This is a genomic window from Nocardioides sambongensis, from assembly GCF_006494815.1.
Classification (GTDB): domain Bacteria; phylum Actinomycetota; class Actinomycetes; order Propionibacteriales; family Nocardioidaceae; genus Nocardioides; species Nocardioides sambongensis.
Genome location: NZ_CP041091.1, coordinates 1716248 through 1739491, shown reverse-complemented (window position 1 = coordinate 1739491; position 23244 = coordinate 1716248). Strand labels below are relative to the sequence as shown.

Sequence of the window (23244 nt, the reverse complement as noted above, 5' to 3'; positions counted from 1 at the left end):
CGGTGGTCCTCTCTGCCGGGTGGGGTCATGGTCGTTCGGCTCCGACGACCCAGATGGCGTGGAACTGGGAGGCTCCGCCCATCGCGTGGCCGACCGCCCGCCGTGCCCCGTCCACCTGGTGACCGCCGGCCAGGCCGCGCACCTGCTGGGCGGCCTCCGCGAAGCGCACCAGCCCGGTGGCACCGGTCGGGTTGCCCGACAGCACGCCGCCGGACGGGTTCACCGGGAGGTCGCCGTCGAACGCGGTGCGGCCGTCGTCGACCATCCGCCACCCGTGCCCGATCCCGGCGATGCCGATGTTCTCCAGCCAGATCGGCTCGTACCAGCTGAACGGGATGTAGAGCTCGGCGAGATCGAGCTCGTCGGCGGGCCGGGTGATGCCGGCCTGTGCGTAGGCGTCGGCGGCGGCGTCGGCCCCGGCCTGCGGGTTCACCTCGTCCCGGCCGGCGAAGTGGCCGGTCTCGGTGCGCCAGGCCATGCCGTGCACCCACGCCGGCGGGCGTCCGGTGCCGGCGCTGATCCGATCCGCCTCGTCCTCACCGGTGACCACGACGGCGGCGGACCCGTCCGAGGTCGGGCAGGATTCCAGGAAACGCACGGGGTCCCAGAGCATGGGGGAGTCGCGGACCTTCTCGACGGTGATGTCGGGCATCTGGACGTGGGCGAGCGGGTTGCGGGTGGCGTTCAGCCGGTGGTTGACCGCGACCTGCCAGCCGATGTGCTCCGGTGCCCCGGAGCGGTGGATGTACTCGCGGATCACGGGCGAGAAGTGCCCGCCGGCACCGGCGCCGAGCGAGACGTGGAACGGCAGCGGCCGGGAGAGTGCCCAGGTGAAGTCGCCCTCGGACTCCTTGCTGTAGGCGACCACGAGCACCCGCTCGGCGAGGCCCGCCTGGACCAGGTGGGCGGCGTAGATCGCGGCGTGCCCGCCGACGCTGCCGCCGGTGAAGACCCGGGTGACCGGCAGGTTGACCGCGCCCATCGCGTCGGCGAGGTAGAGCTCGGGCTGCATCACGCCGTCGAAGAGGTCGGGGGTCTTGGACAGCACCACCGCGTCGATGTCGCCGAAGCCGAGGCCGGCGTCGGCCAGGGCGGCGTCCACCGACTCCCGGACCAGCCCGGCGATCGAGGTCTGCCGCTGCTTGGCCTGCTGGGACTGGCCGACGCCGACCACCGCGATGCGTTCGTGACGGCTCATCTCACTCCTCGCCCTCGAGCAGGCTGACCATGTTGTGCTGCAGCGCCGGGCCGGAGGTGGCGTGCGCCAGCGCGCGACGCGCCGAGCCGTCGGCGATGCGGTCGGCCGCCTCACCCAGCCGGATCAGCCCGGTGGCCGTGGTCGGGTTGCCGGCCAGCGGCCCGCCGGACGGATTGAGCGTGGTGCCGACGGGCAGGCCGAGCGCCTGCACCAGCATCGGCTCGGCGTGGCTGTACTCGGTGTGCAGTTCGGCCACGTCGACGTCGGCCGGCGCGAAGCCCGCCATCCGGGTCGCGCGCTGCGCGGCGACCTCCACCGTCTCCAGGCGGGTCAGGTCCCGGGAGCCGGGGTAGTGGGTCGCCATCCGGTGGTCCATCGCCCGGATCCAGGCCGGTCGTCGACCCGCCCGTGCGGCCAGCTCCCGGGCCCGGTCGCCGGCCGCCAGCACCAGCACGGCGGCCGCGTCGCCCAGCGGGGCCGCGTCGTGTGCGCGCAGCGGGCTGGCGACGTAGGGCTGGGCCAGCAGGTCGTGCACGGCGTGGCTGCCGGACCGTTGCGCGTGCGGGTTGCCGAGGGCCGCGGCGAGGCTGCGTGCCACCACCTGGGCCAGGGCGGCCTCGGTGGTCACGCCGGCGGCGAGCAGTGCCTGCGCCTGCAGCCCGGCGATGGCGTGCCGGTGGGGGTGCAACGGCGCCAGGTAGTAGGGGTCCAGCAAGGTGTGGCTGACCTGGTCCGGGTCGGTGGCCAGCGAGCCCCGGCCGATCCCGTAGACCAGCGCGACGTCGCCCTCGCCGAGCTGGAGCCACGACCACGCCTCGTTGACCGCCCACGCGGCGTCCATCTCGACGTGGGACTCCGAGATCGGTGGCCAGGCACCCACCGAGTCGAGGGACTCGATGTAGGCGAAGGTCCGGCCCTCGTGGAAGTCGTGGCTGCCGGAGCAGAAGAAGTCGATGTCGCTGCGCTCGATGCCCAGCGAGGCGACCGCCTCCGCGATCACCGGCGCCAGGATGTCGGCCATGTCGTCGCCCCGGTTGGCGGCCAGGCAGTCTGACTGGGCGAAGGCGACCACACCCACCTCACGCATCGTGGCCCCCGTCCCGCAGCGCCGGGTCGGCCGGCCGGAAGTAGCGCACGCTGGCCAGGGACGGCTCGAGTCGGTCGTCGTCGGTCCAGACCGGCTCGACCTGCATCCCGACGGCGACGTCGCCGGGCGCGACCTCCAGGACCCGGTGCTGCAGCTTGTTCCCGGTGCCGTCCAGGTTGATGTAGGCGACCACGTAGGGCGGCTCGACGAGCTGACCGGGAAAGGGCAGGTTGACGATGCAGAAGGTCGAGACGGCGCCCGTGCCGGGGATCTCGAAGGGCGGGTCGAGGACCTGGAGGCAGCGTGCGCAGTGCTGGGGGGCCGGGAAGTAGACCTGGCCGCACCCGGGGCAGCGCCGGGCCAGGAACCTCCGCTCGGCCATCCCGCGCAGGTAGACCGATCGGCCCACCCCGGCCACGTAGGTGTAGTCGACGTGGAACGGTGCGCTGATCGTGCGCACCGGGGCCGGCAGGTCGGTCGCGGTCGACGGGCGGACGCTGCTCACGGTGCGCTCCCGCTCGGTGCGCTCCCGGACGGCTCGTCGTCCGTGACCGGCTCGAAGCAGACGATGTCCTCGATCGATCCCACCGTCTCGGCGGCCCAGCGCACCCGCACCCGCAGGCCGGACGACAGCAGGCTCGGGTCGCCGCCGGTGTCGACCCGGTGGAAGAAGGAGTCGTCCGCCCCGTCGATGCGGACCAGCGCCCAGGCGAAGGGGGAGTCGAGTGGATCGGCGGGACGCGGATCCACCCAGGTCCAGGCGGTGACGGTGCCGACCGGGTCGAGCTCGACGTAGTCCCCGGTCGCCTCGGCCGTCACCGGGTCGAACTCCGCGACCGGGCAGAGGACGCGACCCCGGGAGCCGCGCACCCCCAGCAGCCGCCGCTCTCGCAGGCCCGCCAGGAAGACCCCGATCCGCGGTCCGACGGTCCGCTCGAAGTCGAACGCGGTCGTGTACGGCGCGGTCAGACTCGTGCTCATGGCCGCGGAATCTATCAGGTGATTCTATCGAGTGATAGAGCCGCGACGGAGCGAGCGGTCGAGCCCCGGGCGCACTTCCGCCCGCTCCGCCGCGACCGGGTAGGTTCACCCGGTGCTGCGCTCCCACCCGACCCCCGGACGCGCCCGCGTCGGGGTCTCGCTGATGTTCTTCACCAACGGGGTGCTGTGCGCGATGCTCCTGCCGCGCTACCCGGAGATCAAGGCGGCCTTCGACCTCAGCAACAGCCAGTTCGGCCTGCTGGTGATCTCCGTGCCACTGGGCGCGGTCGTCGCGGCACCGGCTGCGGGGCCGTGGTCCGCCGGTACGGCGCGGTGGTGGTCACCGCCGCCGGCTCGGTCGCGATCGCCGCGGCGCTGGCGGTGGCCGGTGCGCTGGGGACCGCGGGCGGCGCGCTGGTCTGGCTGTTCGCGGCGACGATGGTCCTGGTGGGTGCGTTCGACGCGATCGTGGACACTGCGCAGAACGTCCAGGGTGTGGTGGTCGAGCAGTGGCGCGGGCGGTCGATCATGAACTCGCTGCACGCGGTGTGGAGCATCGGTGCCGCCAGCGGCGGCCTGATCGGGGCCGGCTGCGCGGCCGCCGACGTCGGGCTGGGCGCCCAGATGCTGGTCAACGGCGTGGTCTGGGGTGCGCTGGCCGTGGTCAGCAGCGCGCTCGCCGTGGTGCCGAACGCCGTGCGCGACGACCTGCGCGACCGGCACCAGCAGGAGCACGCCGACGCCCACCCGGCGGGCAGCCGCCAGGCCCGGCGCCGGGCCTGGCGACTGCTCGCCCCGCTGGTGCTGCTGGCGATCTGCGGCGCGCTGGTCGAGGACGTCGCCAACAACTGGGTGGTGCTCTTCCTCGGGCAGGAGGCGGGTGCACCGGCCGAGCTGGCCGGGTTGGGACTCACCGTGGTGCTCGGTGCCCAGTTCGTCGGGCGCCTCCTGGGCGATCCGATGACCGACCGGTGGGGTCGCGACGTGGTCGCTCGCGCCGGCGGGTTGCTGATCGCCGCCGGCTCGGCGCTGGTCATCGTGGCGCCGGTCTATCCGCTGGCGTTCCTCGGCTTCGCGCTGGCCGGTCTCGGCTGCGCCACCCTGGTCCCCGCCGCCTTCGCCGCGGCAGCCCGGATCCCCGGTCTGCCGGAGGGCACCGGGATCGCGGTGATCGGCTGGCTGATGCGTCTGGGCTTCCTGTTCACCTCGCCCGCCATCGGGGCGCTCTCCGACGCCACCAGCCTCACCGCGGCGATGGCGGTGCCGCTGGTCGCCGGCCTGGTCGCCGCCGTCCTGGCGCACGCGGCGGCGCGGACTCCGCGCCCGACTAGGGTCGGAGCATGAGCACGGCAGACGTCGAGCGTCGGCGCCGGGTGGTCGACGCCCTGACCGAGGCCTTCGCGGATCTCCTGGAGGCCGATCCTCGCGGGTTCCGCACCAAGTTCCGCAAGATGGCCGCCGATCCGTTCGCCTTCTTCCGCGGCTCCGCCTGCGTCTTCTTCGCCGACGTCGCCGCGGAGGAGGACCCCTGGGCCGACGACCGGACCGGCCGGGTCTGGATCCACGGAGACCTGCACACGGAGAACTTCGGCACCTACATGAACTCCGAGGGCGTCCTGGTCTTCGACGTCAACGACTTCGACGAGGCCTACCTCGGCCACTTCTCCTGGGACCTGCGCCGGTTCGTGGCCAGCCTCGCGCTGATGTGCTGGCAGAAGGCCTTCCCGGAGGACCGGATCCGGCGGCTGGCCACCGACTATGTGGAGGCCTACATGGACCAGGTCGACCGCTACGCCCGCACCGACGACGACCTCGGCGAGTTCGCGCTGCGCCTGGACAACACGGACGGACCGGTGCACCGGCTGCTGCAGCAGGCGCGCGGGCGCACCCGGTTCGCGCTCCTGGACCAGATGACCGAGGTGCACGACCACGAGCGTCGCTTCAGGGACAGTGACAAGGCGCGGCACCTCGACGCCGCGCAGCGTTCGAAGGTGGTGGCGGCGTTCCAGCGCTACCTGGAGACGATCCCGCCGGCCCGACGCTCCACCCGGGCGGTGTTCTACGACGTCAAGGACGTGGTGGCCACCACCGGGTTCGGCATCGGCAGCGCCGGCCTGCCCGCCTACAACGTGCTGATCGAGGGGTTCGACCAGGCGCTGGAGAACGACATCGTGCTGAGCCTCAAGCAGGGCAACCGGCCCGCGGCCAGCCGGGTGGTCGACGACCCGCGCGCCGCCGGCCTCTTCGAGCACGACGGACACCGCACGGTGGTCAGCCCGCGGGCGCTGCAGGCACACACCGACCAGTTCCTGGGATGGACCACGATCGACGACGTGGGCTTCGTGGTGGCCGAGCTGTCGCCGTACGAGAGCGACCTGGAGTGGGCCGAGATCACCGAGCCCGAGCAGATGGCCCCGCTGCTGGCTGATCTCGGTCGTGCCACGGCGAAGGTGCACTGTGCCTCGGACGAGGACAGCGACGAGGACCTGGTCGACTTCCAGGTCGAGGAGGCGATCCTCGCCGTGATCGGCGACCGGCGTGCGGAGTTCGTCGCCGATGTCGTCGACTTCGGCGTGGCCTACGCCGAGACCGCTCGCCACGACCACGCGCTCTTCGTCGAGGCGTTCCGGGCGGGAGAGATCGCCGGGCTGGCGGCGACGTGACCACCGGCCCGGGCGAGCGTGTCTGCGTCGTGGGCGGGGGAGTCGTCGGACTCAGCGTCGCGCACGAGCTCGCGCAGCGGGGCGTCCCGGTCGTGCTCGTCGCCCGGGAGTCGGCCGCCGACACGGTCTCCGCCGTCGCCGGCGGGCTCTGGTTCCCCTACCGGGTCGACGGCGCCGCGGACGGCGAGCGCCTGCTGGAGCGGTCACTGCGCCGGTTCGAGGAGGTGGCGGCGGCCGAGCCGAGTGCCGGGGTCGACCTGCGCGAGGGGCTGGTCGTGGAGCGCACCGCCGAGCCCGACCGCGCGTGGACCCGCGTCGTCACCGAGCACCGCGAGGTCGCTGAGCGCGACCTTCCGGCCGGGGCCAGCGGCGCGGTCCGCACCCGGCTGCCCCTGGTCACGATGCCGGTCTACCTGGCCTGGCTCACCGGGCAGGTACGACGAGCCGGCGTCGAGATGCGCACGGCGGAAGTGGACTCCCCGCACGCTGCGGCCGAGCTCACCGGTGCCGGCACGGTGGTCGTCGCGGCCGGGGGCGGCTCGGGCCGGATCCTCGGCGACGACGCCTCGGTGGTGCCGGTGCGCGGCCAGGTGGTCCGGCTGCGCAATCCCGGGCTGCGGGAGTGGATCGTCGACGACGACCATCCCGACGGCCTCACCTACGTGCTGCCGCGCCGGACGGACGTGGTCTGCGGCGGCACCGCCGAGGAGGGGCTCACCGACCTGCACTGCGACCCGGAGACGGAGGCCGCCATCCTGCGCCGGGCGGTCGAACTGGTCCCCGGGCTCACCGGAGCGGAGGTGATCGGGCGCTCGGCCGGGCTGCGCCCGACCCGGCCCACGCTGCGGGTCGGGCCGGTCGCCGCCGAGGGGAGCCGGCTGCGGGTGTACGCCTGCTACGGCCACGGCGGTGCCGGCGTCACGCTCTCCTGGGGGAGTGCCGAGCGGGTCGCGGAGCTGATCGTCCGCGCAGCGCGACCGCGGCGAGACCGGTCGTGATCGGCACCGCCGCGATCAGCCCGATCGTCGCCACCACGCTGCGCACCATCTCCTGCGCGACGTACTGGTCGGTCACCATCGAGCCGAGCGAGTCGTTGCTGGCGATGGTGAGCACCAGCAGCGGCAACGAGGCGCCGGCGTAGGCCAGCACGATCGTGTTCACCACGGAGCCGATGTGGGAGCGGCCGATCCGGATCGCTGCGGCGTAGACCTGGCGCGGCCGGTACTCCTGGTGGGCCTCGGCGAGCTCGGCGACGGTGACGGCCTGGGTGACGGTGACGTCGTCGAGGACGCCCAGGGATCCGATGATGATCCCGGCGAGCAGGAGCCCGGTCATGTCCACGCCATAGCTGCTCCCGACCGAGGAGGAGACGTCGTCGGTGATGCCGGTGAGGTGGAGCCCGACGGTGGCCGCCGCGCCGAGCAGCCCGGTGAGCACCAGACTCGTCAGCGTGCCGAGCACGGCCAGGGTGGTGGTCAGCGAGAACCCGTGGGTCAGGTAGAGGACGGAGAGCACGATCGCGGACGACCCCACGATCGCCACCGCCACGGGCGGGTCGCCGGAGAGGATCGCCGGCACCACGAAGAGGAGCAGGATCACGAAGCTGACGCCGAGGCCGATGAGTGCGGTCAGGCCACGCCACCGGCCGAACGCGAGCAGCGCCAGCACGAAGGCGAGCAGCAGCAGCCACAGGCCCGCACCCCGCTGGTGGTCCACGATCCCGTACGTCGCCCCGTCGGGCGACTCGCTGTGCACCAGGACCACGTCGTCGCCCTCGGCGATCTCGGGCGCGCCCGACCCGTTGGGCAGCGGGACCTCGACGTCGTCGCCGTCGTCGAGCCGCACGGTCGCTGCGCCGCAGCCGTTCACGTCGTCGGGCAGCTGCTCCGCGCAGGGCTCCGGGTCGATCGACGCGACGGTGCCGGTCACCTCGTCGGCGGAGGTGGGCGCGTCGGTGCGGAAGTCCTGGGACGGCCACATCCAGATCAGTGCCACCAGGGTCAGCACGGCGACCGGTGCGATCACGGCCAGCGCGGCTCGTCGTACCGCCCTGGACTCCGGGGCCGGCTGTCGGTGATGACCCGCTCCCACGCGCGCTCCTCCCGACGTCGACGGTGTCCCCAGACTGCCACGCTGCTCGACCCGCCGGAGAAGTGCGTGCGCGCCGGGGCCCGGAGGAGTCATCATGTCCTTCCCGCAGCTGCACAGCCACGGGCTTGTCGTGTCGATGCGAGGAGGACCCGTGACCACTGCAGATGCCCCTGCCGAGCCCCCGGCCGGCGGTCCCGGGGCGACCGTCCACGCACCGGCTCCGGTGGAGAAGCCGGCCAGCACCACCGACTGGCGCGAGTTCACCGCCGTCGTCCTGCTCGCGGTGACCGCGATCGTCACCGCCTGGACCGGGTTCCAGGCCAGCAAGTGGGGCGGGGCCATGTCGATCTCGTTCTCGCAGGCTTCGACGGCCCGGATCGAGGCCGCGCGGCTGGAGGCGGTCGCCAACCGCAAGCAGTCGGTGCAGGTCTCGTTGTTCGGGCAGTGGCTGGCGGCCTACCAGGCCGACGACGAGGTGCTGGCCGACTTCCTCGCCGCACGCTTCCCGGAGCCGCTGGCGACCACGTTCCCGGTGTGGCTGGAGTCCAAGCCGCTGAAGAACCCCGACGCGCCCTCCACGCCGTTCGAGATGGAGGAGTACGCGATCCCCGAGCTGGCGGACTCCGCCGCCGCCGACGCCCGCGCCGACTCCAAGTACGCCGAGGCGCTGCGCAACAACCAGCGGGGCGACAACTACACGGTGCTGACCGTCGCCTTCGCCACCATCCTGTTCTTCGGCGCGATGTCGGGTCGGATGCGGAACCCGCGGGCGCAGTGGGGCTTCATCATCATCGGCGCGATCGGGTTCGTGATCTGCGCCGGGCTGCTGCTCTTCTACCCCAAACTCGTCTGACCTGCCCCTTGCTCCGAGAGCTCACTGGCGCGACAGCGCGACGCGCAGCCGCTCGGCCGGGTCGATGTAGTGGTCGTGGTCGTCGGCGCCGACGTCGAGCTGCACCCAGTGCAGCCGGCCGGTGAATCGGCTGCTGGCCGAGGTGTAGTCCGCGGTCACCGTGGTGCCGGACTCGTAGCCGATGTCGGTGGTCTCGTCGGCGGAGAAGACCATCGGCTGGGTCGCCCCGATCCGGCCGGAGCCGACCGGGTCGCCGTCGTGGAAGAGCGTCAGCGTGCCGCCCTTGGCGAGCCCGCCTCCGTCGTAGGCGAACTCGGCCCGCAGTTGGTGCCGGCCCGCCGCCACCGGCTGCTCGGCCGCGACGCTGAACTCCTGGATGCCGAGGACGTTGTAGACGAACGTCGTGCACCCGTCCTTGACGTAGAACGTCCATCCGCCGAAGCGGCCACCCTGTGCGATCAGGACCCCGTTCAGCGGCCCGTCCGGCACGTCGACCTCCGCGGTGACCGCGAACGAGCGGTTCTTGATGCTGATCACGCTGTTCTCCGAGAGGCGTCCCATGCCCGGGAAGAACAGTTGGGAGTCGCCCCGGATCAGCGTGGGGCGCCCGGCCATCGACGGCTCGAGACGCTCGGAGGTCCGGTCGTCCATCGGCAGCACCTGGTACTTGGTGGCCTCGATCAGCCACAGCCGCTGCAGCTTCGCCAGCAGCTCGGGGTGCTCGGCGGCGAGGTCGTGCGCCTGGCTGTAGTCGGTGGAGCCGTCGTAGAGCTCCCAGACGTCGTCGTCGAAGGCGGGCAGGGCACCGCCGACCATCACCCACGGGGTCCGGTGCTTGGTGACCGCGCTCCAACCGCGGTGGTAGATGCCCCGGTTGCCGAACATCTCGAAGTACTGCAGGTCATGGGCCTCCGGCGCGGCGGCGTCCCGGAACGTCGGGAGCATCGAGGTGCCCTCGATCGGGGACTGCTGGACGCCGTTGACCATGGTCGGCTCGGGCAGGCCGGCCGCCTCGAGGATGGTGGGTGCGACGTCGATGACGTGGCTGAACTGCGACCGTACGGCGCCGGGCTCGTCGATCCCGTTCGGCCAGTGCACGATCGTCCCGTTGCGGGTGCCGCCCCAGTGCGAGGCGACCTGCTTGGTCCACTGGAACGGGGTGTTCATCGCCCAGGCCCAGCCGACCGAGTAGTGGTTGTAGGAGGTCGGTGACCCGAACTCGTCCATCTTGCCCAGCATGAACTCGGTGGTCTCCAGCGCGGCCATGCCGTTGAAGTTCGCCATCTCGTTGAAGGCGCCGTTGACGGTGCCCTCGGCGGAGGCGCCGTTGTCGCCGACGATGTAGTAGATGAGCGTGTCGTCGAGGATCTCGAGTTCGGCGAGGGTGTCGATCAGACGTCCGACGTGGTGGTCGGTGTGCTCGAGGAATCCGGCGTAGACCTCCATCTGCCGGGCGAGCACCGGCTTCAACGCGTCGTCGATCTCGTCCCAGGCGGGGATCTCGTCGTGGCGTGGGGTCAGGTCGGCGTCGGCGGGGATCACGCCCAGCTCCTTCTGACGCGCGAAGGTCCGCTCCCGCTGGACGTCCCAGCCGTCGTCGAACGCGCCGGCGTAGGGCGCGATCCACTCCGGCGGCACGTGGTGGGGCGCGTGCGTCGCACCCGGCGCGAAGTAGACGAAGAACGGCTTGTCCGGCATCAGCGCCTTCTGCTGGCGCATCCAGCCCACCGCGTGGTCGGCCAGGTCCTCGGTGAGGTGGTAGCCCTCCTCGGGGGTCGCCGGCGGCTCGATCGGTGTGGTGCCCTGGTAGAGCGCTGGGTCCCACTGGTTGTTCTCCCCGCCGATGAACCCGTAGAAGGTCTCGAACCCGCCGCCGGCCGAGGGCCAGGCGTCGAACGGTCCCATCGGTGAGGTCTGCCAGACCGGCACCTCGTGGCACTTGCCGAACTGGGCGGTCGAATAGCCGTTGAGCTTGAGCGTCATCGCCAGCGGAGCCTTGGTGTTCGGCCGCAACGAGCTGTTGCCGGGGGCCGACGTGGCGGTCTCGGTGATGCTGCCCATCCCCACGGAGTGGTGGTTGCGCCCGGTCAGCAGCGCCTGACGGGTGGGTGCGCAGAGCGCGGTGGTGTGGAACCGGTTGTAGCGCAGCCCATCGCCGGCCAGGCGTTCCGCGGTCGGGGTCCGGCACGGTCCGCCGAACGCGCTCGCCGCGCCGAAGCCGACGTCGTCGAGCAGGATCACCAGCACGTTCGGGGCACCCGCAGGCGGAGTGAGTGGCTCGATCGGGGGTACCGGGTGTCCGGGTCCTTGGCGTCGTACGTCGTCAGGCCGGCCGGGGGCCGGTCGGGGATCGGCAGCATGGAACGGGAGTGACGATCGACGGGCATGGGGTACCTCCCGGATGGGGGCCGATCGGGTTCGTCACACTACGACCCGGTGGCCATCCGCGCCATCCCTCATCTGGGAGACGTATCGCGACGCCGGGCGGTCGCACTAGCCTGAGCCGGTGACCGACAGCCGCGACCTCAGGCGTACCCGCTTCTCGGCCTGGATCGCACGCTCCGGTGCCGGCGGCCTCCTCTACGGCGCGGTGGTGACCGCCGCCGTCCTGGTGGCCGCGGGCGGACACGACTCCTCGACCCGTCGGGTGGTGGCGACCTGGGCCTTCGTCCTGGGCACCTACTGGCTCACCCACGTCTACGTCCACGCTGCTGCCGCCCAGTTCCACGGCGACGACCGCAACCTGCTGCGCCGCACCCTCACCAGCGGCCGCGGGGAGAGCAGCGTCCTCCTCGGCGGGGTTCCGGCGATGGTGGTGTTCGTGATCGCCGCCACCGCCGCGGACGGGACGCTCGCCGCCGAGCGGATCGCGCTGTACGCCACCGTCGTCCTGCTGGCGGGAGTCGGCTTCCTCGGCGGCCGCGCCGCGGGCCGGACGGTGCCGGCGTCGTTGGGGGAGGCGTTCGGAGCCGGGATGCTCGGGGTCATCATGGTCGCCGCGAAGACCCTGCTCCACTGAGTCGCGAGCGATGAGTTCGCGGGTCGTTGCCGGTCTGCATCAGCGTGTCCGGACGAGGGCCGGACCGCGACCGAACGGAGCGCATGATGCCTGAGCTTGTCGTCGACTTCATCACCTCGCTCGACGGGTACGCCTCCGCCGAGGGGTGGCCGGGCTGGTGGGGACTGGAGGGCCCGGAGTATCTCGCCTGGCTGGGCGAGAGCCCCGAGGCCGACCACCTGGTCCTGATGGGCGCCACCACCTACCGGCTGATGCATGGGTTCACCGAGGACGGCGAGCCGGGCACCGACGTGCTGGGCGGCATGGACAAGGTGGTCTTCTCGCGCACGCTGACCGGGCCGCTGGAGTGGCAGAACTCGACGCTCGTCGCCGGGGACGCCGCCACCGCCGTCCGGGAGATGAAGTCCCAGGGCGACCGTTCGATGCGCACCATCGGCAGCCTCACCCTCTGCCGCTCGCTCTTGGAGGCCGGCCTGGTCGACCGCTTCCGGGTGGTGATGTTCCCGGTGATCACCGGTGCGACCGGTGCCGAGCGCATCTACGACGGCTATCCGGACGTCGGCCTGGACATGGTCGACAGTCGCACGTTCGACGGACAAATCCAGCTCGTCGAGTACGTCCCGACGATCCTGGACGGCCCTCCGGGGACCTAGGGCGTCAGCAGCCGTCGAACGCGTAGCCGAGCCGGGGCCTGAACGAGCGGGTGACCCAGAGCGCCTTGACCGGGGTACTGGCTGAGGGCCGCTGCTTCGGGTGCTGTGTCTCCAGGAGCAGGATCAGGCTGCCGCGCTTGTCGCGGACCCGGACGACGTACGCCCGGGCGCCGGCGACCAGGTCCTTGGTGCGCACGATCTCGGAGGTGCGATAGCGCCCCCGTACGTCGCGCAGCATCGACCCGACCCCGACGCCGCGGGTGCTCTGGCTGTCGGTGTGGACGTTCGCGAGGACGCTGGCCAGCCGCCGCTTGTGCCAGGTCAGGTAGATGCTCCTCCCGTAGCGCGGTTTCAGCTGGGGGTTGCCGCAGACCGGCTTCCCGAGGTGGCCGGTCCGCTTGGCGCGCTTCACGGTCATGCCGATCCGGACCTTTCCGATGCCGGACGGGCTGATGGTCCTCCTGGCCGGTGGTCGCAGATAGGTCAGCGTCGCCGGCGTCAGCCGGAAACCGCGCTTGGAGCTGGTGTCGCGGCAGGCGACGCCCGGGTCGAGCACGGTGCAGTGGATCGTCCCGCCGCTGACCTGGGTGCCAGGCTCGAGATCGTTGCCGGAGTCGAGGGTCGCGCCGACGCAGGCACCCCACGCCGGCACGTCGTCCCTGATCATGGTCGCGGACTTCGCCCACGTCCGATGGCACCCCGGCGGACGCGGCGGAAGTGCCACCGGAGTCGCCGCAGTGAGCAGGTCGCAGCGCACCTCGTCGTAGTAGGCCGTGCCCTCGCCGGCAGGGACGATCCGGCACGCGACGGTGCCGCCGGCATCGGTGAACCGGACGGTCGCCAACGCTGTTGCCGGCGATGTGGCGGAGACCAGGATCAGCACCGAGGCCAGCGCACCGACCACGGTGACCACCGCGATGGCCGTCCTGGTCCGTCCGCGGCGGTGGTGGGGGATCACGGGTGTGGTCATCGGGACTCCCTCGTGGCGCGCCAGCGTGGCGGAGCTCGGACGGTTGGGGTGACCGACCCTTGCTCACCGGGGGAGACGGCGGTGCCGGTGAGCCCGGAATCGCCCGATTTGGCGAGGGCCGAGGTGCAGCCGCGTGGTCCGGTCAGACGGCGGGGGTGAGGTCCCAGGTCTGGTGGCCGTGGGTGTGGAAGTGCTGGCCGTGGGGGCTTCGCCAGAAGTAGTGGCCGGGGTCTGGTCCGGGGGTGTAGGTCCAGCCTCCGGTGGTCTTGGCGCGGTGGTGGCCGCGACACAACGGAGCCAGGTTGGCCGAGCTGGTCGGTCCACCGCGGATGCGGTGGTCGGTCGGTGCGCCGGGGTCGGCTGGTGTGGCGCCGTCGACGGGGGAGTAGGGGCGGATGTGGTCCAGGTCGGCCGCCCCGGCGGGGCGGGCGCAGTAGGGGAAGGCGCAGACGCCGTCGCGGAGCCGGATCTGTTCTCGGACCCGTGGTGGGATGGCGTAGCCGTGTGCGGTGAGGGTGGTGCGGGTGTCGATGACCGGGGTGACCCGGACGCTGGTGCCGGGGGTCTGGCACCACTCGGCGACCTGGTCGGTCGCGATCAGCGTTGCAGGTTTGCGGCCGTGGACCACTTCAGCCCATTGGGTGGTGTCGAGCTGCCCGACGGCGTCGGCGTGGAGGTGGACGTAGATCTGGATCTGCCGCGTCGGTGGTGTCGGAGTCGTCGGTGCGGGTGCTGGGTCGTCGGTCGTGGCGGTCCCGGTGGGGAGTGGGTCTCGCCGCGGGCGAGCAGTCCCAGTGCGGTAGCGCGGCGTTCGTCGAGACTGTCGGGTGAGCCTGCGTGGCGGAGCTGTTCGGCGATCTGGGCGATCGTGTCCTCGAGTGCGGTGGCGTCGGCGTGGTCGAGGGTGGCGTCGACGAAGACGAGTCCGTTGAGGCTGTTGAGGCTGTTGAGTGCGTTGAGGCCGGTGGCGGCGTCGTGGAGGCGGATGTCGACGTGGCGCGAGGGTAGGGAGGCGAGGCGGCGTTCCTCGGCCTGGTCGGGGTCGAACGCCGCGAGGGCTTGGGCGATCAGCCGGTCGAGCTGGACCGGGCCGATGGAGTCGGCGAACGGGGCGACCTGCCGGTCCACCCAGGTCGCGCCGTCGGGTGGCAGGCACAAGGTGGCGTGCGCGATACGGCGGGCGCGCCAGGCCAGCACCTCGCCGGCCACCAGGCGGGCGTAGGTGCGGGGCAGGCGGTAGCGCAGCTCGATGGCGTCGGAGAGGAATGCCCGGCCGGAGGCGGTGGAGACGCCGAGCGCGGCGGCGAGCTCGGTGACCGCGAACTCCGCGACCGCCGGTGCGCCCTCCCCACCCATGGGGAGCTCCTGTTCGTGCCAGGTGTCGCTGGGGCCGACGATCGTGTCGGAGGAGTGGATCGCGGCCCAGTCCACGCACGCGACCAGGGTCTCGCGCGCCGCCCGGGCCTCGGCCTGCTTCGCCGATCGCACGCGGTCGAGCACCGTGGGTGCGGTCAGCGTCTCGGTGGCGGGCGGGCTGGCGTCGTACGCAACCGTGGGCTGGTCACCGGTCCGGAGCATCCGCACCCTCCACCTCTTGGACGACGTCGATGCCCCGACCTTGCCAACCACCTCCGACAGAAATCTTCCTGCGGCGAGGCTCTCGCGGCATCAAGCTGCGTGTGGATCGAGCAGCTCGAGCCCGTGGCTGGTCACGTTGCCGGAGACGGCCTCGCTGACCCACTCCATCGGTGTGATGTTCCCGGCGAGCCTGTCGGCGGTGTCGTCGCCGATGGTGTGCTGGGTCAGCCCGGTGTCCTCGTCGGTCTCGCCCTGGAAGATGTAGAGGCCGATCTCCGGTACTTGCTCCTGGAGTTGGTGCGTCATCCGGGTCAGGTCGGCCTGATATTGCACGCCATCCTGGGGTGTCACCTCGAACTCCCCGCCGTCGAGGTAGGACTGCATCCGTGCCAGGGACTCGTCTCTGATCGAGCTGGCGAACAGGACCTTGACCGAGGGGCGGTCCGCTTTCAGGGCCGTCAGGGCGTCGAGCGTGAAGTCATCGGTGGTCAGCACGTTCGAGATCTCCGCGGGTGATTTCCACACGTTCCTGCTGGCGGCGTTCCAGTCGTAGAGCAGCAGCGAGCTGTCGACCATCGTGGTGACGTTGGGCGTGTCGGGAAAGAAGTCCATCACCCGGTCGGCGTTGATCGCCGCGCCGAAGCCGCCCGCTGAGCCGCCGGTGATCAGGAGCTGGCTCGGAGTACCGGTGACCTCTTTCACGCTGTCGAGCACGAGCTCGAGGTTGGTGTAGCCGGCGTGGTGGACGGTCATGGGTTCGCCGTCCAGCCCCGTCACTTCGTTGATACCGGCCCCGGCGTGGAAGTCTCCGGTCGAGTAGGGCAGCTGAACAACCGTCCAGTTTCTGAACGGGTTCGCCTTGTCATCGGAGGCGAAGCCGGTCCTGGCGAGCTGGTCGAGACCGTCGATCACGGTGTAGAAGCCGTCGGAGAGGATGCCCGTGGCAGGGCGTGCCTCGGTGTAGTCGTCGACGCTGACTCCGCCCCCGCTGAAGACCACCATGACCTTGTTCTCCGAGCCCACGCGGACGTTCGCGTGGTACGGCTTGCCCTCGGCGTCGACCGCGCCGACTGGTTGGACGCGGTACCACTCGCCGGCTTCTGCGGTCGCCAGGTCGAGGGCGGGAACTCGGACGTGAGCCAGTGGCGGACGACGAAGAAGCCCGTTGTCCCCACGATCAGGAGCGCCCCGGCCACGACCCCTGCGATGGTCACGATCCGCCTGCGCCGGGACCATCGTTTCTTCTCGGTGCCGACGGCTGGGGCACTGGCATTGTTCATCACTGCTCAAGCCAATCGCTGAAGGTGTTCGTTGTCGACCCGACCTGCGGCAGAGGTGCGGCACAGCCCGCGCCTCTGCCGCAGGATCGTCCATGCGTGGTCAGAGGTCGGTTCGGGCCATCCGGCTCCGGCTGCCCAGCGCCACTGTGCATCCGATGCTGATCGTCGCGAGCACGGCGAGCATCACGCCGACGGCGATGCTGCCATAGGCATCGGTCAGTCCGGGCGCGATCAGCGGTGGCACAGCGCCACCGATGACGCCCCCCAGGTTGTAGCCCGCGCCGGCGCCGGTGTAGCGGAATCGCGTCTCGAAGAGCTCCGGCAGGTAGGCGCCGACGGGACCGAAGGCGAGGCCGAAGATCGAGAGCGTGACGACGACGCCCGCGCTGAAGGCCAGCGGAGTGCCAAGGTCGAGGATCGGGAACAGCGCGAGCGCCCAGATCAACGCCGCGATCCCGGAGGTCACGATCACAGGGCGTCGGCCGACTCGGTCGGACCAGATGCCGCCGAGCACGGTCGTGGCGCCGAGGGCGAGTGCGCCCACGATTCCGGTCTGCAGCACGAACGAACGCTCCAGCCCGGCACCGTCGGGGTTGGTGCCGTAGGAGGTCAGGTAGGCGGTGCCCATGTAGAAGAAGCCGAACAGCACGCTCATCAGGCCGGCGGAGAGCAGGATCTCCAGCGGCTGCTGCCGCACGACGTCCACGAAGGGCATCGAACGGCGCTGACCCTCGGCAGGGGTGGCGGCGTCGACCTCCGCGGTGAACGCCGGTGTCTCCTCGATGTTCATCCGGATGTAGAGCCCGACGATGACCATGAGCGCGCTGGCGATGAAGGGGATCCGCCAGCCGTAGTCCATGAACGCGGAGTCCGAGGTGCCCAGGATCGCGTCGCTGGCGAGGAAGGTGGCGCTGGAGAGCGCGAAGGCGAGGGCGGGGCCGAGTTGCGGGAACACGGCGTAGAAACCGCGCTTGTCGGCCGGTGCGTATTCGGCCGTCAGCAGGTTGGCGCCTGCCCATTCGCCGCCCACGGCGAGCCCCTGCAGGAAGCGGAGCACGACCAGTGCGATCGGAGCGAGCACGCCGATCGCGGCGGCGGTGGGCAACAGACCGATGGCGACCGTCGTCAGCCCCATCAGCAGCAGCGTGCTCACCAGGGTGCGCTTGCGCCCGAGGCGGTCGCCGTAGTGACCAAAGAGGATCGCGCCGATCGGACGGGCGATGAAGGCGACTGCGAAGGTCGCGAAGGAGGCCACGGTGCCGGCTGTGGATCCCAGGGCGGGGAAGAAGACAGTCGGGAACACCAGGGCCGCCGCAGTCCCGTAGATGAAGAAGTCGTAGTACTCGATCGTGGTGCCGATGCAGCTGGCGATCGCGACGCGACGCATCGTCGGTTGCGGCGTCTCTGTGGGGGGTGGTCCGACTGGACTCGTCGACATGGTGGTCATCAGGTGCCTCTCGATCTGCTCTGCGCGGCGGGTCGCCGCTCGAGGAAAGGCTGTGGCCCAGAACACATCTCGCCTACCCCCGGAAGTGGGTGGGGCGGTTCGACGGGTGGGCGCTCGGCGACCTACCCTCTTTGGAGGGTGGTGACCTCGATCACTCGGGCGCAGGATCGGGGATCCATACTCGTACCCGATCTGACCAGAGGAGCCCGTCATGGGGACAGCCACCACTGTGAGTCCGGGCGCCGTGCTGGACCGCGGGCTCGCGGACACCCTCCGACTCACCGGCGTCCCGGTGGGCTTCGCCGGACTGGTCCATCCGGACCAGCAGCGTTTCCAGATCACCACCCTGCGCGGAACGCTCACCAACTCGCTGTCGAACCTGACGGTGCGCGCGGGCGAGGGACTCGGCGGCAAGGCGCTCGCATTGCTGCGGCCCGCCACGGTGAGTGACTACCACTCCGCGCGTGGGATCACCCGGCGCTACGACCACGCGGTCAGCCCGGAACGGCTGCGCTCGATCATCTGCATGCCGGTGGCGCTGCCGGGCCGCCCGCCGCTCGCCGTCCTCTACCTGGCGGAGCGGGACCTGGCCGACTTCGGCAACGTCATCAGCGAGCGTCTCCGCCCGGCCGTCTCGCGGCTCGCGCACGACCTCTCGGTCGAGCTCGAGATGCAGCGCAGGGCGGTGGATGCCGAGCCCGGGCCTGGTCTGGACCCGGCGGTGCGCGCCGAACTGGCAGCGCTGATGTCGGCCACGACCGATGAGGCGACCCGGGAGGGTCTGGCCCGACTGCTCGGCGAGGGGCGGCCCGAGCCCGCGGACGACTGCCCGCTCACGCCGCGTGAGCTGCAGGTCGTCGGCGGCGCGGCCGACGGGGCGAGCAACGCGGAGATCGGGGTCGCGCTGGGCCTGACCGAGGGCACGGTGAAGTCGTACCTGAAGGCCGCGATGGCCAAGCTCGAGGCGAAGAACCGCGTCCAGGCGGGCCTGATAGCGCGCCGCCGCGGCTATCTCGCCTGACCCGCCGGCACCCCATCGGGTCCTGCCGGCTCCCCGGCAGGACCCGATCGCGGTCAGGGCTGACGCAGCAGGAACCGCTGCACCTTGCCGCTCGGCGTCTTGGGCAGCGCGTCGACGAAGTGGACCGTGCGCGGATAGGCGTGCTTGGAGTAGCCGTCGCGCACCAGGCGCTGCAGCTCGGCCGCCAGGTCGGGGTCGCCGTCGACGCCGTCGGCCAGTACGACGAACGCCTCGACGACCTCGCCGCGGATGCCTTCGGGGTCCGGCCGGCCGACCACCGCCACGTCCACGACGGCGTCGTGCGTGATCAGCACGCTCTCCACGTCGAACGGCCCGATCCGATAGCCGGCGGCCAGGATCACGTCGTCGTCGCGTGCGGTGAAGTAGAAGAACCCGTCCTCGTCGACGCGACCGGTGTCCGCGGTGAGGTACCACCGGTGGTCGGGGGTGAACCGCTCAGCGGACTTGACCGGGTCGTCGGAGTAGCCGGTGAACCACAGCAGGGGGCTGTTGGGGACGTCGATGGCGATCTGCCCGTCGACGATCCCGGCGGCGTAGCCGGGCATGGGGCGGCCCATGGACCCGTCCCGCAGCGGTTCGCGGACCGCGTCCGCCCAGTGGTTGTTGATCACCATGCCGAGCTCCGTCTGGCCGTAGTGATCGCGCACCTCGGTGTCGAGGTGCTCGCGCGCCCACGCGACGACGTCCGGGGTCAGCGGTTCGCCCGCTGAGGAGGCGCGCCGCAGCCGGATCCCCTCGACCAGGCCGCTCTTGCTCATCGCGCGGTACATCGTCGGGGCGCCGGCGAAGTTGGTGACACCGAAGGCGCGCATCACGGCGACGGTCGACTCGGGGGTGAACCCTGCGCCGAGCATCAGGTTGCGCCGCCCGGCGGACATCGGGCCGATGATCCCGTAGTAGAGCCCGTAGGCCCAGCCGGGGTCGGCGGCGTTCCAGAAGACGTCGTCGTCGGAGACGTCCATGCCGAGCTCGACGTAGCAGCGGAAGGCCGCCATCGCCCGCGCGGGCACCGGGACGCCCTTGGGCTTGCCGGTGGTGCCGGAGGTGAAGAGCTGCAGCATGGTGCCGTCAGCGCCGACCGCGACGGAAGATGTCACCGGCGTCGCCGCAGCGATGCGCGCCTCGAGCTCGGTGCCGACCTCCAGGACGCTGAAGCCGCTCAGCGCGTCCAGCTTCACCCGCTGATCGGGCTCGGTGATCACGAGCCGGGCTCCCGACCCCTCGACCCGGACCTGGATCGCCCCGGTCGCGAAGGCGGTGAACAGCGGCACGTGCACGGCGCCGAGTCGCCAGATCGCCACCAGGGTGACCACCAGCTCGGGCCGCTTGCCCATCAGCACCGGGACGCGGTCGCCACGCCGTACGCCCTCCTCGGCCAGGACCGCGGCCATCCGACGGGAGCGCTCGGCGAGCTCGCCGTAGCTGAGGTCGTGCGCGTTCAGGTCGGCGTCGATGAAGGTGAAGGCGATCGCTTCGGGGTCGTGTCGGTCGCACAGGAGGTGGGCGACGTCCGCGTCCTCGCCGCCGAAGGTGGTCAGCCACTCGTCGACCAGTCGTTGCACCTCGGGGGCGATGTCCGCGCGCTCGGCCGTGGTCACGATGCTGGTCATGGTTCTCCTCCAGGTACGCCGGCTGTCCGCCGGACAGTTGTGGTCCACGCCACTGTGTGGGGAGGGCGCCGGTGCCGGTACCCCCGAAAGTGGGGGGGGCTCAGCGAGGGGCCATACGCAGCGCGCCATCCATCCGGATCGTCTCGCCGTTGAGGTAGTCGTGCTCGGCGAGCATGGTGACCAGCTGGGCGTACTCGGCCGGGTCGGCGAGGCGCTGCGGGAACGGCACCCCCGCCGCGAGGCCGGCACGGAACTCCTCGGAGACAGTGGCCAGCATGGCCGTGTCCACGATCCCCGGAGCGATCGTGTTGACCCGGATGCCGTGCTGGGCGAGATCGCGCGCCGCGGGCAGGGTGAGGCCGACGACCCCGCCCTTGGACGAAGCGTATGCGGCCTGGCCGATCTGTCCGTCGTAGGCGGCGATGGAGGCGGTGTTGACCACCAGGCCCCGCTGGCCGTCCCGGAGCGGTTCGGTACGCGCAATGGCCTCGGCCGCGAGCGCCATCACGGTGAACGTACCGACGAGGTTGACATGGACCACCTTGGCGTAGAGCGACAGGTCGTGCACGCCGCCTCGACCGAGGATGCGCGAGGACGGTGCGACCCCAGCGCAGTTGACCGCCAGGCGCAGCGGCCCCTGGTCGGCGGCGACCGCGACCGCAGCCCGCACCTGAGCCTCGTCGGTGACGTCTGCGGCGATGTACGTGATCCCGTCGACATCCGCCGCGGTATCGACGGCGAGATCGATGCCGACGACGCGGGCCCCGCGCTCGACAAGGGTGCGCGCGGTGGCGGCGCCGAGGCCGGACCCAGCGCCGGTGACGACGGCCGAGATGTTGGTGAGCTGCATGAGGTCTCCTGGTGGGTGACGGGTGGGCGCGTCCTTCGGTCTGGTGACACGCCGTGGGTGGGATGGGCGGGCGGCCAGCCCTCAGCCGCGGGCGAGGTGGCGCCCGATCACCATCCGCTGGATCTGGTTGGTGCCCTCGAAGATCTGCATCACCTTGACCTCGCGCATGAAGCGCTCGACCGGGAAGTCCCTGGTGTAGCCGGCGCCGCCGAGGACCTGCACGGCGTCGGTGGTCACCTTCATGGCGTTGTCGGTGGCGACCAGCTTGGCGATGGAGGCCTGGCGGCCGTAGGGGCGGCCGGCGTCCTTGAGCCGGGCGGCCGCGAGGTAGGTCGCCCGGGCCGACTCGACCGCGGCGGCCATGTCGGCGAGGAGGAACCCGAGGCCCTGGTGGTCGATGATCGCCTTGCCGAAGGCCTCGCGCTCCTTGGCGTAGGCGACGGCATGGTCGAGGGCGGCCTGCGCGACACCGGTGGCGACCGCGGCGATCCCCAAGCGGCCGGCGTCGAGGCCGGCGAGTGCGATCGGCAGCCCCTGGCCCTCCGCGCCCAGACGTCGCTCGGCGGGCACCCGGACGTCGTTGAGCAGCATGGTCGCCGTGGTCGACGACATCAGCCCCATCTTGTCCTCGGGGTTGTCCGCGACGAGCCCGGGGGTGTCCGCGGGGATGAGGAAGCAGGAGATGCCTCGCCCACCGTCGTCGGAGGTGCGGGCCATCACCTTGTAGAAGTCGGCCTCGCCGCCGTGGGTGGTCCACGCCTTCGCCCCGTTCAGGACGTACTCGTCGCCCTCGCGGACCGCACGGGTGCGCATCGCCGCGGGGTCGGAGCCCGCGTGGGCCTCGGACAGGCAGTAGGCGCCGAGCAGGTCACCCCGAGCATGTCGGGGAGCCACTGCTGCTTCTGCTCCTCGGTGCCGGCATGGAAGAGTCCGAAGCAGCTCAACGCGTGCACGCTGGTGCCCACCCCGACCGCCGCCCAGGCGGTGGCGATCTCCTCGACCACCTGCAGGTAGACCTCGTAGGGCTGGTCGCCGCCGCCGTACTCCTCCGGGTAGGGCAGCCCGAGGAGGCCCGAGCGGCCCAGCGTGCGGAACGCCTCGCGGGGGAACGCGTGGTCGCGCTCGGCCTGCGCCACCAACGGCAGCAGCTCCCTCTCGGTGATCGCGCGGGTGAGCTCGATCAGGTCCTCCGACTCCGGGGTCGGCATCAGGCGCTCAGCAGGCATCGGACATCTCCTTCTCGACGGCGATACCGATCACAGTACGCAAGTTGCGTGAAAAGTACATTCGACTACCGTTGGTGCCGTGCCCACGTCTCGCGCCCGCCGACCGTCCTCCCGGCGCGAGGGCATCGTCGAGTCCTTGATCGACCTCTATCTCGAGGAAGGATTCGCCGCTCTCGGCGTGGGTGACCTGGCCGTTCGGCTGCGCTGCTCCAAGTCGACGCTCTACGCCGTCGCTCCGAGCAAGGAGCAGTTGATCGCCACGGTCGTGCGCGCCTTCTTCCGCCGCTCGACGGAGCGGGTCGAGGCCGTGCTGGCAGCCGAGTCCGACCCGGTACGACGCATCCGGGCCTACCTCGACGCCATCGCCACCGAGCTGGCGCCCGCCTCGACCGACTTCTACCGCGACGTCGAGGAGTTCGGTCCCACCCGCGAGATCTACGCGACCAACACCGCGGTCGCCGCGGCCCGCGTCCGCGACCTGGTCGCGGACGCGGAACTGCCGGGGCGGCCGGTCGATGCGGCTTTCGTCGGCGTCGTCGCGGCCGAGACGATGGCCGCGATCCAGCAGGGCCGGGTGCAGTCGCTCACCGGGCGCGACGACGCTTCCGCCTACCGCTCGCTCGCAGACCTGATCACCGCGGGCCTCGCAGGAGCCTCCGCGCGCTGACTGGCGGGCGGAACCAAGCGACCTAGTTG

The 23244-nt window shown here is 71.4% G+C and carries 23 protein-coding genes; 8 read left to right on the top strand and 15 right to left on the bottom strand.

The genetic code is table 11. From position 1 onward, the window contains the following. Positions 1–25 precede the first annotated feature (25 nt). Genes FIV43_RS08115 through FIV43_RS08100 form a run of 4 tightly spaced genes read right to left on the bottom strand, consistent with a single transcriptional unit; the run spans position 26 to position 3266 of the window. A complete protein-coding gene (locus FIV43_RS08115; protein ID WP_141013716.1) occupies positions 26–1198 on the bottom strand; it encodes a thiolase domain-containing protein in 1173 nt (390 codons plus the stop codon). Position 1199: 1 nt separating this feature from the next. Next, complete coding sequence (locus FIV43_RS08110; RefSeq protein WP_141013715.1) at positions 1200–2285, bottom strand: thiolase C-terminal domain-containing protein; 1086 nt, start codon at positions 2283–2285, stop codon at positions 1200–1202. Next, positions 2278–2790, bottom strand: a complete 513-nt coding sequence (locus FIV43_RS08105; protein ID WP_141013714.1) for a Zn-ribbon domain-containing OB-fold protein — start codon at positions 2788–2790, stop codon at positions 2278–2280. The genes FIV43_RS08110 and FIV43_RS08105 overlap by 8 nt, the downstream gene beginning before the upstream one ends. After that, complete coding sequence (locus FIV43_RS08100; RefSeq protein ID WP_141013713.1) at positions 2787–3266, bottom strand: Zn-ribbon domain-containing OB-fold protein; 480 nt, start codon at positions 3264–3266, stop codon at positions 2787–2789. Before FIV43_RS08100 ends, FIV43_RS08105 begins: the two co-directional genes overlap by 4 nt. Before the next feature lie 312 nt (positions 3267–3578). Here FIV43_RS08100 and FIV43_RS08095 point away from each other — a divergent pair, with 312 nt between their 5' ends. From FIV43_RS08095 to FIV43_RS08085, 3 genes are read left to right on the top strand one after another with little or no spacing between them, the layout of a single operon-like run. Continuing rightward, a complete protein-coding gene (locus FIV43_RS08095; protein WP_141013712.1) occupies positions 3579–4610 on the top strand; it encodes an MFS transporter in 1032 nt (343 codons plus the stop codon). Next, positions 4607–5929, top strand: a complete 1323-nt coding sequence (locus FIV43_RS08090) for a DUF2252 domain-containing protein (protein ID WP_141013711.1) — start codon at positions 4607–4609, stop codon at positions 5927–5929. The genes FIV43_RS08095 and FIV43_RS08090 overlap by 4 nt, the downstream gene beginning before the upstream one ends. Beyond that, positions 5926–6927, top strand: a complete 1002-nt coding sequence (locus tag FIV43_RS08085; protein WP_141013710.1) for an FAD-dependent oxidoreductase — start codon at positions 5926–5928, stop codon at positions 6925–6927. Before FIV43_RS08090 ends, FIV43_RS08085 begins: the two co-directional genes overlap by 4 nt. Here FIV43_RS08085 and FIV43_RS08080 read toward each other — a convergent pair. Continuing rightward, positions 6848–8020 (bottom strand): YibE/F family protein, encoded by a 1173-nt coding sequence (locus FIV43_RS08080; protein WP_196781013.1) that lies wholly within the window; start codon positions 8018–8020, stop codon positions 6848–6850. The genes FIV43_RS08085 and FIV43_RS08080 overlap by 80 nt on opposite strands. A 151-nt stretch (positions 8021–8171) precedes the next feature. On the opposite strand from FIV43_RS08080, the gene FIV43_RS08075 reads away from it, so the two are divergent. Beyond that, positions 8172–8873, top strand: a complete 702-nt coding sequence (locus FIV43_RS08075; RefSeq protein ID WP_141013709.1) for a hypothetical protein — start codon at positions 8172–8174, stop codon at positions 8871–8873. 21 nt (positions 8874–8894) lie between these two features. Here the strand turns inward: FIV43_RS08075 and FIV43_RS08070 are convergent, their stop codons facing one another. Continuing rightward, positions 8895–11120 (bottom strand): arylsulfatase, encoded by a 2226-nt coding sequence (locus FIV43_RS08070; protein WP_269204071.1) that lies wholly within the window; start codon positions 11118–11120, stop codon positions 8895–8897. Between the two features lie 259 nt (positions 11121–11379). On the opposite strand from FIV43_RS08070, the gene FIV43_RS08065 reads away from it, so the two are divergent. Together FIV43_RS08065 and FIV43_RS08060 are read left to right on the top strand one after the other, a co-directional pair. Next, on the top strand, positions 11380–11892 hold the full coding sequence (locus tag FIV43_RS08065; protein WP_141013708.1) for a hypothetical protein: 513 nt from the start codon (positions 11380–11382) through the stop codon (positions 11890–11892). Between the two features lie 86 nt (positions 11893–11978). Beyond that, entirely contained in the window at positions 11979–12545 is a 567-nt protein-coding gene (locus FIV43_RS08060) for a dihydrofolate reductase family protein (protein WP_141013707.1), read from the top strand. Between the two features lie 4 nt (positions 12546–12549). Here the strand turns inward: FIV43_RS08060 and FIV43_RS08055 are convergent, their stop codons facing one another. The 5 genes from FIV43_RS08055 to FIV43_RS08035 form a co-directional block, all read right to left on the bottom strand. Next, positions 12550–13515, bottom strand: coding sequence for a hypothetical protein (locus FIV43_RS08055; protein ID WP_141013706.1), 966 nt, complete (start codon positions 13513–13515; stop codon positions 12550–12552). Positions 13516–13657: 142 nt separating this feature from the next. Then, complete coding sequence (locus tag FIV43_RS08050; RefSeq protein ID WP_141013705.1) at positions 13658–14143, bottom strand: HNH endonuclease; 486 nt, start codon at positions 14141–14143, stop codon at positions 13658–13660. Next, entirely contained in the window at positions 14113–15093 is a 981-nt protein-coding gene (locus FIV43_RS08045; protein ID WP_141013704.1) for a DUF222 domain-containing protein, read from the bottom strand. Before FIV43_RS08045 ends, FIV43_RS08050 begins: the two co-directional genes overlap by 31 nt. A 90-nt stretch (positions 15094–15183) precedes the next feature. Continuing rightward, the gene (locus tag FIV43_RS08040; RefSeq protein ID WP_181407721.1) at positions 15184–16383 is read right to left on the bottom strand and encodes a pectin acetylesterase-family hydrolase; all 1200 of its coding nucleotides are present in this window, start codon (positions 16381–16383) and stop codon (positions 15184–15186) included. A gap of 90 nt (positions 16384–16473) precedes the next feature. Next, the gene (locus tag FIV43_RS08035) at positions 16474–17760 is read right to left on the bottom strand and encodes an MFS transporter (RefSeq protein ID WP_231123830.1); all 1287 of its coding nucleotides are present in this window, start codon (positions 17758–17760) and stop codon (positions 16474–16476) included. A 271-nt stretch (positions 17761–18031) separates the two neighbouring features. Here FIV43_RS08035 and FIV43_RS08030 point away from each other — a divergent pair, with 271 nt between their 5' ends. After that, the gene (locus FIV43_RS08030; RefSeq protein ID WP_141013701.1) at positions 18032–18841 is read left to right on the top strand and encodes a LuxR C-terminal-related transcriptional regulator; all 810 of its coding nucleotides are present in this window, start codon (positions 18032–18034) and stop codon (positions 18839–18841) included. A gap of 53 nt (positions 18842–18894) precedes the next feature. Here the strand turns inward: FIV43_RS08030 and FIV43_RS08025 are convergent, their stop codons facing one another. From FIV43_RS08025 to FIV43_RS24045, 4 genes are all read right to left on the bottom strand, one after another. Then, positions 18895–20472: an AMP-binding protein gene (locus tag FIV43_RS08025; RefSeq protein ID WP_141013700.1), complete on the bottom strand. Its 1578-nt coding sequence runs from the start codon at positions 20470–20472 to the stop codon at positions 18895–18897. Positions 20473–20572: 100 nt separating this feature from the next. Next, positions 20573–21322, bottom strand: coding sequence for an SDR family NAD(P)-dependent oxidoreductase (locus FIV43_RS08020; protein WP_141013699.1), 750 nt, complete (start codon positions 21320–21322; stop codon positions 20573–20575). Between the two features lie 81 nt (positions 21323–21403). Then, positions 21404–22135, bottom strand: a complete 732-nt coding sequence (locus FIV43_RS24050; protein WP_456237758.1) for an acyl-CoA dehydrogenase family protein — start codon at positions 22133–22135, stop codon at positions 21404–21406. Then, positions 22093–22548, bottom strand: coding sequence for an acyl-CoA dehydrogenase family protein (locus FIV43_RS24045; RefSeq protein WP_456237757.1), 456 nt, complete (start codon positions 22546–22548; stop codon positions 22093–22095). The genes FIV43_RS24050 and FIV43_RS24045 overlap by 43 nt, the downstream gene beginning before the upstream one ends. A gap of 79 nt (positions 22549–22627) precedes the next feature. Between FIV43_RS24045 and FIV43_RS08010 the strand changes: the two genes are divergently transcribed. Next, positions 22628–23215: a TetR/AcrR family transcriptional regulator gene (locus tag FIV43_RS08010; RefSeq protein WP_141013698.1), complete on the top strand. Its 588-nt coding sequence runs from the start codon at positions 22628–22630 to the stop codon at positions 23213–23215. Positions 23216–23244: the final 29 nt, after the last annotated feature.

Bases quoted from the DNA above. Each gene is read 5' to 3' on its own strand.
- FIV43_RS08035 (WP_231123830.1), bottom strand. From the start codon at position 17,760: ATGCGTCGCGTCGCGATCGCCAGCTGCATCGGCACCACGATCGAGTAC.
- FIV43_RS24050 (WP_456237758.1), bottom strand. From the start codon at position 22,135: ATGCGCACCCGTGCGGTCCGCGAGGGCGACGAGTACGTCCTGAACGGG.
- FIV43_RS08025 (WP_141013700.1), bottom strand. From the start codon at position 20,472: ATGACCAGCATCGTGACCACGGCCGAGCGCGCGGACATCGCCCCCGAG.
- FIV43_RS08030 (WP_141013701.1), top strand. From the start codon at position 18,032: ATGGGGACAGCCACCACTGTGAGTCCGGGCGCCGTGCTGGACCGCGGG.
- FIV43_RS08055 (WP_141013706.1), bottom strand. From the start codon at position 13,515: ATGACCACACCCGTGATCCCCCACCACCGCCGCGGACGGACCAGGACG.
- FIV43_RS08115 (WP_141013716.1), bottom strand. From the start codon at position 1,198: ATGAGCCGTCACGAACGCATCGCGGTGGTCGGCGTCGGCCAGTCCCAG.
- FIV43_RS08045 (WP_141013704.1), bottom strand. From the start codon at position 15,093: ATGCTCCGGACCGGTGACCAGCCCACGGTTGCGTACGACGCCAGCCCG.
- FIV43_RS08090 (WP_141013711.1), top strand. From the start codon at position 4,607: ATGAGCACGGCAGACGTCGAGCGTCGGCGCCGGGTGGTCGACGCCCTG.
- FIV43_RS08110 (WP_141013715.1), bottom strand. From the start codon at position 2,285: ATGCGTGAGGTGGGTGTGGTCGCCTTCGCCCAGTCAGACTGCCTGGCC.
- FIV43_RS08060 (WP_141013707.1), top strand. From the start codon at position 11,979: ATGCCTGAGCTTGTCGTCGACTTCATCACCTCGCTCGACGGGTACGCC.
- FIV43_RS08100 (WP_141013713.1), bottom strand. From the start codon at position 3,266: ATGAGCACGAGTCTGACCGCGCCGTACACGACCGCGTTCGACTTCGAG.
- FIV43_RS08020 (WP_141013699.1), bottom strand. From the start codon at position 21,322: ATGCAGCTCACCAACATCTCGGCCGTCGTCACCGGCGCTGGGTCCGGC.
- FIV43_RS24045 (WP_456237757.1), bottom strand. From the start codon at position 22,548: ATGCCTGCTGAGCGCCTGATGCCGACCCCGGAGTCGGAGGACCTGATC.